The organism is Shewanella sp. DNRA4, from assembly GCF_012843185.1.
GTDB lineage: Bacteria > Pseudomonadota > Gammaproteobacteria > Enterobacterales > Shewanellaceae > Shewanella > Shewanella xiamenensis.
On record NZ_JABAIP010000010.1, the window covers coordinates 192,946 to 209,688 of the forward strand.

Here is a 16,743-nt window from a genome sequence, read left to right on the forward strand (position 1 = left end):
GAGTGCGTTTTTATTTGCAGCGATTGTAAGGTCAAATTATTCAGGTTTGAGCTTAATCGCTAAGCCTAGTACTCGATATGGCAACTTGGTAAGTTATTCTTATCGATATAGTTTTGGTGATATTCCTCTGCCACATGGAATTGCTGTAACGGCACAATCTCAGTGACGATATGACGCAATCCCCAACGACCTGAACGGGCAAAGGCCAGTTTTGAGGCTTCGGCCGCCGCTTTTTGCTCACGATCATGGAAGAAAATGGTACTGCGGTATTGAGTACCAATATCGCCGCCCTGCATATTGAGCGTGGTCGGGTTGTGGTTTTTCCAAAACACATCTAGTAACTGGTCGTAACTTACAATCGCAGGGTCAAATTCTACTTGTACGACTTCAGCATGGCCTGTCTTACCTTTTTTGACTTCCTCATAGGTGGTCGCTTCGTTATTGCCACCCATATAGCCGCAGGTCGCGTTGGTCACGCCGTTGACTTGTCTAAAGAAATACTCTACGCCCCAAAAACAGCCGGCACCGAAAGTTGCTAACGCCATGATAAATCCTGATAGAAGTCTAGATGGCTAAGGATTGTGATAAAACTCATCCCTAAAAGCAAGTGTGTCGACAAAATTAATCCTATGTCGACCAAATGCGGCTAAGATGCTGTTGTTTTGCCGCGAAATGCGCTTGTTTGACCAGAATGACAGAGTAACGGCCTAAAAACTTGTGTTAGTATGGATGCGCTTTTTAAGGCGGGTAGCTATAAGTGGCATGAAACAGGCAGTTATTGCCATCACTCCCGTCTTTAACACGCTATTATAAGGAGAATTCTGTGTTACAAGCTCTGTTAGATTCGAAGGATTTTCTCGCGCTGACCCTCGCTAATCCTGAAACCCTCGGAGATGAGTTTAGTTTCGCCTTAGGGGAACATACTCGAGTCGAAGTGTGGGACACGGGCGTCATCGTCTTTGAGCCTGCACAAGCCCAAGGTAAGGATGTCATTCTCTCCTGCGGTGTCCACGGTAATGAAACCGCCCCCATCGAACTCTGCAATACCTTAATCAAACAGCTTCTCCAACAAAAAATCATCGCCAAACAACGCACGCTCTTTCTTATTGGTAACCCTTTAGCGATTAATAACGGCACTCGCATTATCGACGAGAACATGAATCGTCTGTTTAGTGGCGAGCATTCAAATCCTCCCGGCTTAGTCAATCCTGAGCGGGTGCGGGCGAAAAAATTAGAAGTCTATGTTGACCGCTTCTTTAAGGGCGCCGCCGCAGGGCGCCAGCGAATTCACTACGATTTACACACGGCGATGCGAGCGTCAAAACACGAAAAGTTTGCGATTTACCCCTATCGTCCCGGCCGTGCTTACAGCGCCGAGCAAATCATGTTTTTAGCAGCCAGTGGCGTGGATACTGTGTTATTTCACCATGAGCCAACAACCACCTTTAGCTATTTTTCCTCCGAGCAGTATGGCGCCGATGCCTTTACCATTGAATTAGGTAAAGTGTATCCCATGGGGCAGAACGATATGACGCGTTTTATTGCCACCCAAGAGATGTTTATGCGCCTTATCACCGACAAACCCTTGCAGCTTGAGCCATTTTCGGCAGATAAAGTGAATCTGTATCAAGTGTGCCGCGTGATTAACAAACATTTTGATGATTTTGAATTTACCTTCGCGACCGATGTCGAAAACTTCAGATCTTTTCCAAAAGGCTTTGTCTTAGCCCGAGAGGGGGGGCAAGAAATTAAAGTAGAACAAGAGGTTGAATCTATTGTATTCCCTAATGCCAAGGTGCCCATTGGCAATCGCACCGTGATTTGTTTGATCCCCTCAGTAGCGCCGAACGTTCGTTAAGTTTGTAAAGCAATATATACATGCAAATTGGGGATTAGTTGTCATTTGAACTGTGCCAACGGTTGATAGGTAGTTTACGTTAACGTAATGTTCATCCGGCATATTCGTATAAATTAGGCGCTGCGGATCTTCTGCAGCGTAACGAGATAACAAGAGCACAATATGAGCAAAGCAACACTCAACACTGATACAGTGCACCGTGTCGGCTTCTTGGATAAGGCATCGCTTCACATTCCTATCCTTCGAATTCTACAAGCAGACGGCACTACCTATGAAACCGCGGTTTTGCCTGTTATAGATGAAGCCTTAGCCACCAAAATTTATGATACTTGCGTGTTCACGCGGGTACTCGATGAACGTATGCTTGGCGCACAGCGTCAGGGACGGATCAGCTTCTATATGACCTGTACGGGTGAAGAGGCGGCGATTGTCGGCAGTGTCGCTGCACTCGATCCTGAGGATGTGATCCTTGCGCAATACCGTGAACATGCGGCGCTGCGTTATCGCGGTTTTACCACTGAACAGTTTATGAACCAAATGTTCAGTAACGAAAAGGACTTGGGTAAAGGTCGCCAAATGCCTATTCATTACGGCTGCGCGGCGCTGAACTATCAAACCATTTCATCGCCACTGGCCACTCAAATCCCGCAAGCGACAGGTGTCGGTTATAGCCTGAAAATGCAGGGGAAACGTAATGTTGCTGTCTGTTATTTCGGTGAAGGTGCCGCATCGGAAGGCGATTTCCATGCCGGATTGAATATGGCGGCGGTGTTAAAATGCCCAGTGATATTCTTCTGCCGTAACAATGGTTATGCCATTTCTACCCCAACGGAAGAGCAATTTGCCGGTAACGGCATCGCCAGTCGCGGTGTGGGTTACGGCATGCACACCATTCGCGTCGATGGCAATGATATGCTGGCAGTTTTGGCGGCAACTCAACAAGCTCGTGCCTATGCGATTGAGCACAACGCGCCAGTATTGATTGAGGCCATGACTTACCGCCTTGGCGCTCACTCCTCTTCAGACGATCCATCTGGCTATCGCTCAAAAGAAGAAGAGGCTAAATGGCAACAACACGATCCGGTCAAACGCTTTAAGTTGTGGCTGATTAATAAAGGTTGGTTAGCCGAAGCCGATGATGCCCAGCGTTACGAAAAGTACCGTGAAGAAGTGTTAGCCGCCGTTAAAGTCGCGGAAAAACTGCCTATCCCTATGCTGGATGAGATTATTGAAGATGTGTACGACAAGCCAACGCCAGCGCTGAAAAAGCAACTGAGCGATCTCAAAGAACACATTAAGAAATATCCGCAATCCTATCCCAAAAGTGCAGGGAGGCTATAAGCCGTGGCAGAAATGAATATGTTACAGGCCGTCAATGAGGCCTTGTCGATTGCAATGCAAGCCGATGAACGCATGGTGGTGTTTGGTGAAGACGTCGGCCATTTTGGCGGCGTGTTTCGCGCCACTTCGGGTTTGCAGGAAAAGTTTGGTCGCAGCCGCTGCTTTAACACGCCATTGACTGAGCAAGGTATTGCGGGTTTTGCCAACGGGTTAGCCTCCAATGGCATGACCGCTGTGGCAGAAATCCAGTTTGCTGATTATATCTTCCCCGCGTTTGACCAGATCGTAAACGAGTCGGCTAAATTCCGTTACCGCAGCGGTAATGAGTTTAATGTGGGAAGCCTGGTGTTCCGTACTCCCTATGGTGGCGGTATCGCAGGTGGTCACTATCACTCACAATCGCCAGAAGCCTATTTTACCCAAACCCCAGGCTTAAAAGTGGTTGTGCCGCGTAATCCAGCGCAGGCCAAAGGGTTATTGCTTGCCTCGATTCGTGATAAAAACCCGGTGATATTCTTCGAGCCAAAACGTTTATATCGCGCCTCTGTGGGTGAAGTGCCCGCCGGTGATTATGAAATCGAGCTCGGTAAAGCCGAAGTGGTACGCGAAGGTAAGGACATCACGTTAGTGGCGTGGGGCGCGCAGATGGAAATCATTGAAAAGGCGGCCGACATGGCAGCCAAAGAAGGGATTTCCTGTGAAATTATTGATCTACGTACACTTGCGCCCTGGGATGTGGATACGGTTGCTGACTCAGTGAAGAAAACGGGGAGACTGCTCGTTAACCACGAAGCGCCATTAACGGGTGGATTTGCGGGTGAAATTGCGGCCACAATTCAGCAGGAGTGTTTCTTGTATTTAGAATCACCCATCAGCCGTGTATGTGGTTTAGATACGCCATACCCACTGGTCCATGAAAAAGAATATATGCCCGATGCGCTCAAAACATTTGAAGCCATCAAAGCATCAGTGAACTTCTAGGAGTCCGGTATGATTAAAGATTTTATTTTGCCGGACATTGGTGAAGGCGTTGTCGAGTGCGAATTAGTCGAGTGGTTGGTGAAAGAGGGCGATACGATTGTTGAAGATCAGCCCATCGCCGATGTGATGACCGACAAAGCCTTAGTGCAAATTCCTGCACCATTTGCTGGTGTAGTCAGTAAGCTATATTACGCTAAAGGTGATATTGCTAAGGTGCATGCGCCACTTTATGCCGTTCAAATTGAGGCGGAAGAACCGTCGAGTCAAGTCGCACCTCAAACCGTCGAACATTCGGCACCAAACCAAGCTGCAATCAGTGCTGCTAGCAGCAGTATTGAAGAGTTTCTGCTGCCAGATATTGGCGAAGGTATTGTTGAGTGCGAGCTGGTCGAGTGGCTAGTGCAAGAGGGCGATACTGTGGTTGAAGACCAACCCATCGCCGATGTGATGACAGATAAAGCTCTAGTGCAAATTCCCGCCATCAAAGCGGGTAAGATTGTCAAATTGCACTACCGTAAGGGCCAGTTAGCGAAAGTACATGCGCCACTATTTGCAATTGAGGTCGAAGGTGGCGTTAGTGCACCAGTCAGTCATGCACAAGAGACGACTAGCGCTAATACGAATGTTGCCGCTCCAACAGCTTGTGCGAGCGTAAGTGCGACGCAAGAGCCTGCTCGCCAAGGTAAAGCCTTAGCAAGCCCTGCCGTTCGCCGTATGGCGCGAGCCTTAGATATCGATTTAAGTCGCGTACCTGGGAGTGGCAAACATGGCCGTGTGTATAAGGAAGACATTACTCGCTTCCAAGCGCAAGGCGGCGCAGTGCCTGCCATTGCGCCAGTGGCGGTAGCGCCAACTGTTGCTCAATCAACTGTTTCTACTGCAGTAGCAAGCGCTGCACGGGGTGACATTGTTGAGCCTATCCGTGGCGTGAAAGCCGTGATGGCGAAAATGATGGTGGAATCGGTATCAACCATTCCACACTTCACCTATTGCGAAGAGTTTGATTTGACAGACTTAGTCGCACTGCGTGAAAGCATGAAGGCCAAATATTCTTCCGACGAAGTTAAGCTGACCATGATGCCATTCTTTATGAAAGCCATGTCGTTAGCCTTAACGCAGTTCCCAGTGCTTAACAGCCAAGTGAATGCGGATTGTACGGAAATCACCTACAAGGCGCGTCATAACATAGGTATGGCGGTTGACTCTAAGGTGGGATTACTGGTACCAAACGTCAAGGATGTGCAAGATAAGAGCATCCTTGAGGTCGCTGCCGAGATCACCCGCTTAACCAATGCTGCGCGTAGCGGCCGTGTGGCGCCGGCGGATCTTAAAGAAGGCACAATTTCGATTTCAAATATTGGCGCCTTAGGTGGCACAGTCGCAACGCCGATTATCAATAAACCGGAAGTCGCGATTGTCGCATTAGGTAAGTTACAAACTTTGCCTCGCTTTAATGCGAAAGGTGAAGTGGAAGCGCGTCAGATCATGCAAGTGAGTTGGTCTGGGGATCATCGCGTTATTGATGGTGGCACCATTGCCCGTTTCTGTAACCTGTGGAAACAATACCTTGAGCAGCCGCAGGATATGCTGTTAGCCATGCGCTAATCGGCTGTCAGCCAATACTTACAGCCAATCCAGCAAAAAAGGACGCAATTTAGCGTCCTTTTTTATTCGCAGGCCATAAATGGGTTAATCTTTTGAGCCCAATTACGTATAATTCGCGAACGTTGTTATCCTGATGGATTTGTTATGAGCCCCAGCGCATTTGCCCCAACAATCGAAACTATTGATTATCCGTTTCCGCCTAAGCCAATTCCTCTGTCCGATACCGAAAAGGCGGACTACAAGGCACGTATCAAGCAGCTGCTGATTGAAAAGGATGCGGTATTGGTTGCCCATTATTATACCGACCCTGAAATTCAAGCTCTGGCTGAAGAAACTGGTGGGTGTGTTTCAGACTCACTTGAAATGGCGCGCTTTGGCCGCGATCATCCCGCAAAGACGTTAATCGTCGCTGGGGTGAAGTTTATGGGTGAAACTGCCAAAATCTTAAGCCCAGAAAAAACCATTCTGATGCCGACTATTGAAGCGACCTGTTCATTGGACTTAGGTTGCCCCATCGATAAATTCAGCGCCTTCTGTGATGCGCACCCAGACCATACCGTGGTTGTTTACGCCAACACGTCTGCGGCGGTAAAAGCCCGTGCCGATTGGGTGGTGACCTCGAGTATTGCCCTTGAAATTGTTGAGCATTTAGACAGCGAAGGCAAAAAAATTATTTGGGGCCCAGACCGTCACTTAGGCAGCTATATTGCCAAACAAACGGGCGCCGAGATGCTGATGTGGCAGGGCGACTGTATCGTTCACGATGAGTTTAAAGCGAATGCCCTGCGTGATCTGAAAAGCGTTTATCCCGACGCAGCAATTTTGGTACACCCAGAATCACCCGCGAGTGTGGTGGCGATGGCGGATGCTGTCGGCTCCACCAGTCAGTTGATCAAAGCTGCGCAAACCATGCCTAACGAGCGTTTTATTGTCGCGACCGATCGCGGTATTTTTTACAAAATGCAACAAGCAGCGCCGGGTAAAACCTTAATCGAAGCGCCGACTGGCGGTAATGGTGCGACCTGTAAGAGCTGTGCCCACTGTCCTTGGATGGCAATGAATGGCTTAAAAGCCATTGAAGCGTCATTAAGTGATAGCGACAAAACCACCCATGAGATCTTTGTTGATGAAGACTTGCGAGTGAAAGCGTTAATCCCGCTGACCCGTATGCTCGATTTCGCTAAAACGCTCAATATGAAAGTGAAGGGTAATGCCTAAGCGCTTTTAGTCGCACATCGAGTTTCAACATTAATATCCCCGCATTGTGGGGATATTTTTTTAATTGCAGTTGCCATACGGGAAATAACAAAAAGCCCTGCATTTGCAGGGCTTTAGCTAAATCGCTAATCGAGATTATTTAGCGTTCATTAACGCAACCGCGTTGTCTAACATACGGTTACTGAAGCCCCATTCGTTATCGTACCAAGCCATTACTTTGACTAAACGGCCGTTAACACGGGTTTGCGTCGCATCGAAGTTAGATGAAAACGCATTGTGGTTAAAGTCGATAGATACCAACGGCTCTTTGTTGACGGCCAACACTTCGCTCAGTGGTGCTACGCTTGCTGCACGCTCGATGATGGCGTTAACTTCTTCAACGGTTGTGTCACGTGATGCAATGAAAGATAAATCCACTAAAGACACGTTAACAGTCGGTACACGTACCGCTAAACCATCGAATTTACCTTGTAATTCAGGCACAACTAAACCTACAGCAGCCGCAGCGCCAGTTTTAGTTGGGATCATCGACAGTGCCGCAGCGCGGGCACGGCGTAAATCTGTGTGGTATACGTCAGATAAACGTTGATCGTTGGTATACGCGTGGATGGTAGTCATCAGACCTGATTCGATACCAATTTCGTCATTTAACGGCTTAGCGAAAGGCGCTAAGCAGTTAGTGGTACATGACGCGTTAGAGATAACGGTCATATCCGCGGTCAACACATTGTTGTTTACACCGTAAACGACGGTTGCATCAACGTTTTTGCCTGGTGCAGAGATAATCACTTTCTTTGCGCCAGCGGCTAAATGCGGTTGAACAGAATCTTTAGAAGTGAAGATACCGGTACATTCAAATACCACGTCTACTTGTAGGTCGCCCCAAGGTAATTTGCCTGGATCGCGCTCTTGGAAAGTGAGGATCTTGTCACCGTTAACATAAATTGCTTCAGCATCATGCTCAACTTTGGCATTGAAACGACCATGTACAGAATCGTATTTTGTCAGGTGAGCGTTGATTGAAGCGTCGCCTAAATCGTTGATGGCAACAATTTTGATTGGGTAAGCTTTTTCGCTTTCGTACAGGGCGCGTAATACGTTTCTACCGATACGGCCGTAACCATTTATTGCAACACGGATAGTCATCTCATATCCCTCTGGTGATTATAAAATTCAACTGGTAGTAAAATTACCAAACTGACAGCTATCGTCAAGTTAATTCGGCTATTTTGCCGGGATTCGGTTAACAAATTAGGTGTTTTTTTTACATTGCTCGCGAAAACACCTTTTTTAGCTCTGCATTTTGATAAAAAATTACAAGATGGCAAACATTTTGCCGACGTTACTCAAGGCCCAAGCCTTAAGGCGAGTTTGGCTTCTCTGGTTCGACGGGAGTTGCCGCTGGCGGTGTTACCTCTGTCTGAGGTGGAGCAAGCCAGAGCGCAACCGGACTAGTCGAATAGAGGCCATCTTCTAACGCATTGATCAAATTCTGGGCGTATTCATCTAATCTTGTCGCCAGCGTTTTGTTGCCACCGATTAAGGCTAGCATCTTATCTTCAGAATACTTCTGCTGCGTAAGTAGTAAATTGGCTTTTGTCAGCATGTAAGTTTTTTCTAGCGCTTGGGTTTGGCGATAGGCTGCAGCGAGCCCAAGCAACCAATTTGGATCAAAGTCAGCGTATTGGATCTCTGCAAACACAGTAAGGTAGAGTTGTTGCGCTTTGATGGCATTACGGTTGCTGTAGTAGGTGGCTATTTGCGCTAAAAGAAATGGCTCAGTGACTTCGCCAGCATTTTCTTGTGCCAAGAGTCGGTTTAATGCATCCGTGTCACCAAAACGTGTCCATTGATAATAAGACATAAACGGGTCTTGGCGCTCGCGGGTTTCATCCTGCAACCGACTCAAATTTTGTGTACTTAGTCGAAAGGCTCTGGCTCTATCAGCTGTGCGGCTTGTGTGGATAATGTGCTGAACGCCCGAGGCCAATTCAATACATCGACTATAGTCCTCGAGGTAAGTTAACTGTTGATAGAGTTGCTTGCCTGTAGGATTTTTATTGTCCATTAGGTCGTATCGACTTTGGATCAACTTTGTTTTCTCGGCTAAACACCAGCCATCCTTATGCAAATCGGCACAAATTTCAGGATTATTTTTACAAATCGTTTCGATATTTCGGCCATTATCACAACCGAAAAGGCTTATCGCGAGGGTAAATGATGTAATTATTACTAGATTTTGTCTCAAAATACGCTCCAAAATGCAATTTTCTCTAATAAAATTACAGATTTACAGAAAATATCTTACTAGCAAGCTGGGTCAGTTTTCATTACAATGGCGCCGACCAAAACAGAGGGTTTTCCCTAAAACCTACATAAGATTATTGGTCTTTTCGTCATGTTACTCAAACCTTTCAATATATTTTATTGAAAAGTGAGATAAAGGATCTGTAAATGAGCGCTGATAAACACCTACAAAGTTGGCAAGAACGTTTTGAAATGGCAGAGGCAATGCAACCTTTGCTGGGCAAGTTATACCGTAACCAAGGCGTCGAAGTTGTGGTTTATGGTAAGCCATTACTCAATGCTTCTACTATTGAGATTATTAAAGCGCACCGTTTAGTTCGTCGTCATGTCGGCGAGAAATTACGTTTACGCGAGAGTTTCCCGTTTGTTCAAGCCTTAAGCAGACTCGCTGTTAAACAATGTAAAGTGGATATTGGTAAGCTTGCTGTCAAATACTGGGCTGAACATACCGATACCAACGAAATTGAAAGCTATATGGCACGCGAATTAGCGGCTGCGATTGATCATGCTGATGATATCGCTCCGCGTGATGTGGTGTTGTATGGTTTTGGTCGTATTGGTCGCTTATTAGCGCGCTTACTGATCGAACGTACTGGCCGCAGCAACAAGTTAAGACTGCGTGCTATCGTATTACGTGGTGGTAAGAAGGGCGATTTAGAAAAACGCGCAAGCTTACTGCGTCGTGACTCTGTTCATGGTCCATTTAACGGTTCTGTTGAAGTGGATGAAGAGAACAACGCCATCATCGCTAACGGTACTTATATCCAAGTGATTTACGCAAACTCACCAGATGAAGTGGATTACACTAAATACGGTATTACAGATGCCTTAGTGGTAGACAACACGGGTATTTGGAAAGACGAAGCAGGCCTAGGCTTACACTTGAAGAGCCCTGGTGCAAGCAAAGTGTTACTGACAGCGCCTGCTAAAGGCGCCATCAAGAACATCGTTTACGGTGTGAACGAAGGCGATATTACGCCAGAAGACATCATTGTGTCTGCAGCGAGCTGCACCACTAACGCCATTACACCAGTACTGAAAGCGGTAAATGATAAGTACGGTATCGAGAATGGTCACGTTGAGACGATTCACTCATATACAAACGATCAAAACCTGATCGACAACTACCACAGTGCTGACCGTCGCGGTCGCAGTGCACCATTAAACATGGTGATCACTGAAACGGGCGCAGCGAAAGCCGTCGCTAAAGCTCTGCCAGTATTAGCGGGCAAACTGACAGGCAACGCGATTCGCGTGCCAACACCAAACGTATCTATGGCGATCATCAGCATGAACTTAAATGCTGAGACCAACAAAGACGAATTGAACGAATACCTAAAAGACACGGCGCTGCAATCACCCTTGCAGAACCAAATTGACTACACAGACTCAACTGAAATCGTATCAAGCGACTTAGTGGGGTCTCGCTATGCGGGCGTGGTTGATTCTCAAGCGACCATCGCCGAAGGTAAACGCGCCATTCTGTACGTATGGTATGACAACGAATTTGGTTACAGCTGCCAAGTAGTCGGTGTTATGCAAACGATGTTAGGCTTAACAACGCTGTCTCTGCCTGCTTAATTGCGACAGACAGAAGTACAACAGAGAAAGCGCCTGAGAGGGCGCTTTTTTTATACTTCAATTATGTTGAATAACAATTTATCTGAACATTGTTATTGAGCAAATCCGTGAATTGTTGATTCTATCGGCAAGTTTATATCGCTATGGCTGAATATTGGGCAAACAGTGTGGTTAAGCGCAATATTTCAAATTTGTTGATTGACTCTGAAGGTTAAATCGGTAGAATGCCAATCCGCAGTCAGGGGAAAGCGTAGTAACGTTACTCTATGACATCGATGCGACATTAGCTCAGTTGGTAGAGCGATACCTTGCCAAGGTATAGGTCATCGGTTCGAACCCGATATGTCGCTCCAACTCTCTACGAGTTTGGAAATTTGGCGCGATGGCAGAATGGCTATGCTGCGGATTGCAAATCCGTCGATCTCGGTTCGACTCCGGGTCGCGCCTCCATAGATTAAAGTATTAATGATACGATTACTGTCGTTAATATAAAGAGTTTGCCCGAGTGGTGGAATCGGTAGACACAAGGGATTTAAAATCCCTCGCTGGTAACAGCGTGCCAGTTCAAGTCTGGCCTCGGGTACCATAACATAAAAAAGGCCTAACATTTGTTAGGCCTTTTTTATTGGCAATAATTTCAAGTTTATAACTTTAAAGCCACTCTTGAAGCGATAGTGATCTGCCTCTAAAAAATCATATTTTTCAAAAAATTCAGCTTTCACATAAATGATCTCTCATTTAGTTGTTATTTATTTTAATCAATCCATAATAGCCAAACTATTTCCTTAAGAAGCGGTAATAGGCGCTATTCCCTCTCTTAAGACAGTGGTATAAATAAGCCGAATTTTCCCCCTACACGTGAACATTTAGGATAAGTAGTCATGATTTTCTCTCAGGTAGTACTCGCACCCGCCGATCCCATCCTTGGTTTAACCGATACATTTAAGGCCGATCCGCGCCAAGATAAAGTCAACCTTGGTGTTGGCATTTATAAGGATGAAGCAGGGCAGACTCCAGTATTACAATCAGTGAAGAAAGCTGAAGCCCTATTGCTTGAGCAAGAGAAAACTAAAAACTATTTAGGGATAGAAGGGGTTCAAACCTATAATCGCGTAGTACAAGAGCTGCTATTTGGTGAAGGTAGTGATCTCGTGACTTCTGGCCGAGCAGCAACGGCTCAAGCGCCTGGTGGTACAGGTGCACTGCGTATTGCTGCCGAGTTCTTATTGCGTAATACCCCATCGCGCACTGTGTGGGTAAGTAATCCAACTTGGGCAAACCATCAAAATATTTTTGAAACTGCGGGTTTGACGGTTAAAGAATACGGTTACTACAACGCCAGTGCCCAAGATATTGATTTTGATGGCATGATGACAGATCTCGCCAATGCACAGGCGGGCGACATTATTCTACTGCACGGTTGCTGTCATAACCCAACGGGTATCGATTTAACGTTAACCCAATGGGAATTAGTCGCTAATCTTTGTGCGGACAAGCAATTAGTTCCATTATTCGACTTTGCATACCAAGGTTTTGGTGCTGGTATTGAAGAAGATGCTGCTGGTTTACGCTTAGTTGCGTCAAAAGTACCAGAACTATTGGTCGCAAATTCATTCTCTAAAAACTTTGGTTTATACAACGAGCGTATCGGCGCCGTGACTGTGGTTGCACAAAATGCCGATGAAGCGGTGCGTGCATTTAGCCAAGTGAAACGTACTATTCGTGCAAATTACTCAAATCCACCAGCCCATGGCGCGTTAATTGTGAGTACGATTCTGAGTGATGCATCATTGAAAGCCCTTTGGGTACAAGAGCTGACCGAAATGCGTGAACGTATTGCCGAGATGCGTACGCTATTTGTACAAAGCTTAAAAGATGAAGGTGTGACCCAGGACTTTAGCTTTATTTCTCGTCAAAACGGTATGTTTAGCTTCTCCGGCTTAAATAAAGCACAGGTTGCCCGTTTGAAAGACGAGTTCGGCATTTATATCGTCGGCTCGGGTCGCATTAGTGTGGCGGGTATGACCAAAACTAATATGCCTGTGATCTGTAAGGCGATTGCTCAAATCCTCTAACTTAAAAGAGGCTCACGAAAAAGGACAGCTTAGGCTGTCCTTTTACTTTTATGCGGTCGATAAACTTAAGTATTATGGTTTATCAGTATAGAGAACAATTACGAAGCTAATGTTTCTAAAGGTAATTCTGACTTTATCCGCAGTATGGCGTTAAGCGCATCACGCAGACTAGCCTGATCATGCAATTGCGGATTATGACGATTTTTTAAGGGAAAATAATTAACTAGGGTGCCTAAACGCACTTGTTCCGAATGTCGCAGCACTTTAGTGATCACGGGTTTACCAATTACTTGATGGCACCAGGCTATGCGCTGCTCAATACTAAACTGGCCTGCTGGCGAAGTTTCTTCATTCAGATTATCGATAAAGACTACGGGCGCGGTTGTCATTGCTAATGCTTTAGCAAAGCAGGGTAATAAGAGAGGTGGCATCACACTCGTAAGAAAACTGCCAGGTCCCAAGATAATCAGATCCGCGCGGCAAATGGCTTCACAGGCTTCGGCTGTCGCATCAACTTGTGGCTCAAGGCATAGTGCAATGGGAGCTTCATTCATCTTGTCGACATTCACTTCACCAAACACTTTTGAGCCGGACGCTCGTAATGCCACCAAATGGGTTGGTTGCTCCGACATCGGAATGATATTGGTCTCAATTTTAAGCATATGCCGAATAAGATTGACAGCTTCGAGGGGCCTAACGCACAACTTATCTAAGGCGAGCAACATCAAATTACCTAGATTGTGACCACTGAGTTCAGTTTCGCCTTGAAAGCGATACTCAAATAATTGTGAGCCGACAGAAGGACGATGAGCAAGTTGGGACAAACAATTACGCAAATCACCCCAAGCAATGCAGTCCTGCTCGGCTCTTAATCGACCTGTAGAACCACCATTATCCGTCGTAGCAACAATACCTGTGAGACGATTGCCTAGAAAATCGAGTGATGAAAGTACACGTCCAAGACCGTGGCCGCCACCGATTGCCACTACATGATTGAATTGGTTTAAGATTTGCTGCATGAGGCTTCCTTCCTGAATACCCGTAAAATCCTATCCTGTTATCAACTCGGATAAACTCAGTTTGTTACTGCCGAAGCTAACGGAACCTTAGTATAAAAGCTCAGTCAAAAGCATGCACTAAAAATTCTCACGCATTCTAATACTTAAGCGCCGGCTCGCATTTTAAATATGTGTGAATGCAGTATTGGGAAGAATTGTTGTTTTTGCATCCAAATTTCGTGAATTTCAAGATATGACATATAATCTGGCGCTTATTTTGCCACTAGTAACTCAACATCGAAGGTGACTTATTGAAAACTGGTAGAATTGGTTCGTTTACACTCGCGTTAGCCCTAGTGATCTCGGCGATTTTTTCGTTGAGATTGTGGCTCATTCCTACAACGAATGAGCCTGAATCTATTGTTAACCAATTGGAAAACGCCGTTGAGCCTGTTACGCAAGTTCCTGACTTTTCTGCTATCAGTGATGTAGCAGAAAAAAAACGTGCCTTTTTTAACTTTTTGAGGCCGATTGTTCAACAACAAAACGCCATTATTGCCACTGAACGTGAATTTATCATTGATATGTTGGCAGTAATAGATAATGGCAATACGTTGTCCGAATCACAGTTAGCGCAGCTCAATCAATTATTTGATAAATATCAATATGCTGCCCGCAGTGTCGATACTAAATCCCTTAACAGCCTACTCAAACGGGTTGATATTATTCCTGAATCGATGGTGCTGATCCAAGCGGCTAATGAATCTGGGTGGGGCAGTTCTCGTTTTGCTCGTGAAGGTTTTAATTTCTTTGGTGAATGGTGTTTTAGTCATGGCTGCGGCATTGTGCCTTCTTCGCGAGGCTCAGGTAAAATACACGAAGTAGAAATATTTCCATCGGTAGACGCTTCAGTTTCCTCCTATATGCGTAATTTAAACTCGAACACAGCATATGCCTTGTTTCGCTCAATTCGAGCCGATTTACGTGCTCAGGAGGCTGAATTGAGTGCCGACCAACTTATCTATGGATTAGTGAATTATTCTGAAAGGCAAGAAGCTTATATCGATGAATTACTCGATATGTTACGTCATAATGAAAAATATTTGGTGAAGGCGGATGTATAAAAAATGGTTGTTAGTGGGAGTTTGCTTGTGTGCATCAAATGTGCAGGCAGAAACAATTTCCCTTGAATATAAAGGGTTTTATGACAGATTAAAGCAAGTCAATAAGGGTAGTTATCAGTTAGTTGAAGTGGCCTTTAGTGTCCCAATGCTGCCTAACTGCCATATTCAGAGTGGTACCATTTCGAGTGAATTAAATTCAACGCCACTCACTTATACATCTGCGCAACGTTTGTTTATTCCCTTTGATGATGCACTGAAAGACCAGCGGGCATTAGTAAATCTAGAGTTTGAGGGTAAGGCTGAAGGCTGTGGAATTGCGATGCAAGTGCGATCGAAGCAAACACAAGTTCAATATGATCAACAACGCTTACAGCAAATTGCTAATGAAATGGATGACTTACTAGGGGCTATGCAGGGCTTCCCGATGCGTTACTTTAAGGATCCTATTGCAGGATTAAATTTTGAATTTGCTCAAGATCAAACTGTTACTGTGACGCTTGATGGGCGTGAACAACAGGTGAATACCAGCTTTAAGCTGAGCGTTGAGCAGATCAATAGTTTGACAACATTGCAATTTAGCCATGTGCCGACCTTATTAAGTCCTTGGGTTAAGTAACAATAGATTAGCTATAAAAAAGCCCACGTCAGTGGGCTTTTTTATGCTTGTCGCATTTACGCTTCGTACACGTTGACGATATTGATGCGTTTTGCCGCATCTAAATCGATATGGCCGTTGTTAGCAATATCGAGAAAATCAAATGCGGGCAGATCGGCTTCGGCCACATCACCCTTCATTGGTGCATTGGGATCGCGTTTCAACGATACAAAGTCAAATTGGTCACGGTCAACACCCTGTGAAGGAGCTGTATTTTGCATAGCAGTGAAAATGGTTTCAATACGGCCAGGATATAGTCTATCCCACTGATTGAGCATGTCTTTAACCGCTTGACGCTTGAGGTTTTCCTGAGAGCCACAGAGATTACAAGGAATAATGGGGAATTTTTTAAGCTGTGCGTATTCTTCCAAATCCTTTTCACGACAGTACGCAAGTGGGCGAATAACCACGTTTGCGCCATCGTCCGAGAGCAACTTAGGTGGCATGGCTTTCATCTTGCCGCCATAAAACATATTGAGGAATAGCGTTTCAATAATATCGTCTCTGTGATGACCTAGAGCGATCTTGGTTGCGCCAATTCGTTGCGCAAAACCATAGAGAGTGCCACGACGCAGGCGAGAGCACAGTGAGCAAGTGGTTTTGCCTTCAGGAATTTTCTCCTTCACAATCGAGTAAGTGTCTTTTTCAAGAATGTGATAGGGAATATTAAGGCTATCTAGATAGGCAGGCAGTATATCTTCAGGGAAACCTGGCTGCTTTTGATCTAAATTAACGGCAATAATTTCGAACTGTACAGGCGCGCGCTGTTGTAGATTGAGCAGAATATCCAGCATAGCATAGCTGTCTTTACCGCCACTTAGGCAGCACATGACTCGGTCACCATCTTCAATCATGTTGTAGTCGGCGATAGCACTACCCACTTCACGACGCAGACGCTTCTGTAATTTATTCAGACGGGTAATTTGTTTTTTTGATAATTCTTCAGGCATTTGACTCGCCGTAACTTCAGACATAGCTTCCAACATAAAAAAAGCGCCCA

General features: G+C 45.6%; 14 protein-coding genes and 3 tRNA genes. 12 read left to right on the plus strand and 5 right to left on the minus strand.

All coding sequences use genetic code 11. The annotated features are described in order from the left end of the window. Positions 1-65 precede the first annotated feature (65 nt). On the minus strand, positions 66-545 hold the full coding sequence (gene msrA / locus HG547_RS12750) for a peptide-methionine (S)-S-oxide reductase MsrA (RefSeq protein ID WP_169548024.1): 480 nt from the start codon (positions 543-545) through the stop codon (positions 66-68). Between the two features lie 278 nt (positions 546-823). Between msrA and astE the strand changes: the two genes are divergently transcribed. From astE to nadA, 5 genes are all read left to right on the plus strand, one after another. Continuing rightward, positions 824-1,858 (plus strand): succinylglutamate desuccinylase, encoded by a 1,035-nt coding sequence (astE, locus tag HG547_RS12755; protein ID WP_169548025.1) that lies wholly within the window; start codon positions 824-826, stop codon positions 1,856-1,858. Positions 1,859-2,020: 162 nt separating this feature from the next. Continuing rightward, the gene (locus HG547_RS12760) at positions 2,021-3,199 is read left to right on the plus strand and encodes a thiamine pyrophosphate-dependent dehydrogenase E1 component subunit alpha (RefSeq protein ID WP_169548026.1); all 1,179 of its coding nucleotides are present in this window, start codon (positions 2,021-2,023) and stop codon (positions 3,197-3,199) included. 3 nt (positions 3,200-3,202) lie between these two features. Next, complete coding sequence (locus tag HG547_RS12765; protein WP_099458031.1) at positions 3,203-4,180, plus strand: transketolase C-terminal domain-containing protein; 978 nt, start codon at positions 3,203-3,205, stop codon at positions 4,178-4,180. 9 nt (positions 4,181-4,189) lie between these two features. Beyond that, a complete protein-coding gene (locus HG547_RS12770) occupies positions 4,190-5,785 on the plus strand; it encodes a dihydrolipoyllysine-residue acetyltransferase (protein ID WP_169548027.1) in 1,596 nt (531 codons plus the stop codon). Positions 5,786-5,929: 144 nt separating this feature from the next. Next, entirely contained in the window at positions 5,930-7,003 is a 1,074-nt protein-coding gene (gene nadA / locus HG547_RS12775) for a quinolinate synthase NadA (RefSeq protein ID WP_169548028.1), read from the plus strand. A gap of 135 nt (positions 7,004-7,138) precedes the next feature. On the opposite strand, the gene gap is transcribed toward nadA, so the two are convergent. After that, a complete protein-coding gene (gap, locus tag HG547_RS12780; protein ID WP_037418518.1) occupies positions 7,139-8,149 on the minus strand; it encodes a type I glyceraldehyde-3-phosphate dehydrogenase in 1,011 nt (336 codons plus the stop codon). A gap of 214 nt (positions 8,150-8,363) precedes the next feature. Continuing rightward, positions 8,364-9,251 (minus strand): DUF2989 domain-containing protein, encoded by an 888-nt coding sequence (locus HG547_RS12785; protein ID WP_144374982.1) that lies wholly within the window; start codon positions 9,249-9,251, stop codon positions 8,364-8,366. A gap of 206 nt (positions 9,252-9,457) precedes the next feature. Between HG547_RS12785 and HG547_RS12790 the strand changes: the two genes are divergently transcribed. The 5 genes from HG547_RS12790 to HG547_RS12810 all read left to right on the plus strand — a co-directional run bounded on the left by HG547_RS12790 (position 9,458) and on the right by HG547_RS12810 (position 12,966). Beyond that, positions 9,458-10,891, plus strand: a complete 1,434-nt coding sequence (locus HG547_RS12790) for a glyceraldehyde-3-phosphate dehydrogenase (RefSeq protein ID WP_023267065.1) — start codon at positions 9,458-9,460, stop codon at positions 10,889-10,891. Positions 10,892-11,168: 277 nt separating this feature from the next. Next, positions 11,169-11,244, plus strand: a tRNA-Gly gene (locus HG547_RS12795). A gap of 23 nt (positions 11,245-11,267) precedes the next feature. Further along, positions 11,268-11,341 (plus strand) — tRNA-Cys (locus tag HG547_RS12800). 49 nt (positions 11,342-11,390) lie between these two features. Next, positions 11,391-11,477: transfer RNA gene (locus tag HG547_RS12805), tRNA-Leu, on the plus strand. Positions 11,478-11,772: 295 nt separating this feature from the next. Further along, a complete protein-coding gene (locus HG547_RS12810) occupies positions 11,773-12,966 on the plus strand; it encodes an amino acid aminotransferase (RefSeq protein WP_169548029.1) in 1,194 nt (397 codons plus the stop codon). 98 nt (positions 12,967-13,064) lie between these two features. On the opposite strand, the gene HG547_RS12815 is transcribed toward HG547_RS12810, so the two are convergent. Then, a complete protein-coding gene (locus tag HG547_RS12815) occupies positions 13,065-13,985 on the minus strand; it encodes a YvcK family protein (protein WP_037418527.1) in 921 nt (306 codons plus the stop codon). A gap of 290 nt (positions 13,986-14,275) precedes the next feature. On the opposite strand from HG547_RS12815, the gene HG547_RS12820 reads away from it, so the two are divergent. Together HG547_RS12820 and HG547_RS12825 are read left to right on the plus strand one after the other, a co-directional pair. After that, positions 14,276-15,088: a glucosaminidase domain-containing protein gene (locus tag HG547_RS12820; RefSeq protein WP_047533356.1), complete on the plus strand. Its 813-nt coding sequence runs from the start codon at positions 14,276-14,278 to the stop codon at positions 15,086-15,088. After that, positions 15,081-15,704 (plus strand): DUF2987 domain-containing protein, encoded by a 624-nt coding sequence (locus tag HG547_RS12825; protein WP_169548030.1) that lies wholly within the window; start codon positions 15,081-15,083, stop codon positions 15,702-15,704. Before HG547_RS12820 ends, HG547_RS12825 begins: the two co-directional genes overlap by 8 nt. A gap of 56 nt (positions 15,705-15,760) precedes the next feature. Here the strand turns inward: HG547_RS12825 and ttcA are convergent, their stop codons facing one another. Further along, positions 15,761-16,729, minus strand: coding sequence for a tRNA 2-thiocytidine(32) synthetase TtcA (gene ttcA / locus HG547_RS12830; protein ID WP_169548031.1), 969 nt, complete (start codon positions 16,727-16,729; stop codon positions 15,761-15,763). Positions 16,730-16,743: the final 14 nt, after the last annotated feature.

Bases quoted from the DNA above. Each gene is read 5' to 3' on its own strand.
- HG547_RS12790 (WP_023267065.1), top strand. From the start codon at position 9,458: ATGAGCGCTGATAAACACCTACAAAGTTGGCAAGAACGTTTTGAAATG.
- HG547_RS12810 (WP_169548029.1), top strand. From the start codon at position 11,773: ATGATTTTCTCTCAGGTAGTACTCGCACCCGCCGATCCCATCCTTGGT.
- ttcA (WP_169548031.1), bottom strand. From the start codon at position 16,729: ATGTTGGAAGCTATGTCTGAAGTTACGGCGAGTCAAATGCCTGAAGAA.
- gap (WP_037418518.1), bottom strand. From the start codon at position 8,149: ATGACTATCCGTGTTGCAATAAATGGTTACGGCCGTATCGGTAGAAAC.
- HG547_RS12815 (WP_037418527.1), bottom strand. From the start codon at position 13,985: ATGCAGCAAATCTTAAACCAATTCAATCATGTAGTGGCAATCGGTGGC.
- HG547_RS12760 (WP_169548026.1), top strand. From the start codon at position 2,021: ATGAGCAAAGCAACACTCAACACTGATACAGTGCACCGTGTCGGCTTC.
- msrA (WP_169548024.1), bottom strand. From the start codon at position 545: ATGGCGTTAGCAACTTTCGGTGCCGGCTGTTTTTGGGGCGTAGAGTAT.
- HG547_RS12770 (WP_169548027.1), top strand. From the start codon at position 4,190: ATGATTAAAGATTTTATTTTGCCGGACATTGGTGAAGGCGTTGTCGAG.
- HG547_RS12825 (WP_169548030.1), top strand. From the start codon at position 15,081: ATGTATAAAAAATGGTTGTTAGTGGGAGTTTGCTTGTGTGCATCAAAT.
- nadA (WP_169548028.1), top strand. From the start codon at position 5,930: ATGAGCCCCAGCGCATTTGCCCCAACAATCGAAACTATTGATTATCCG.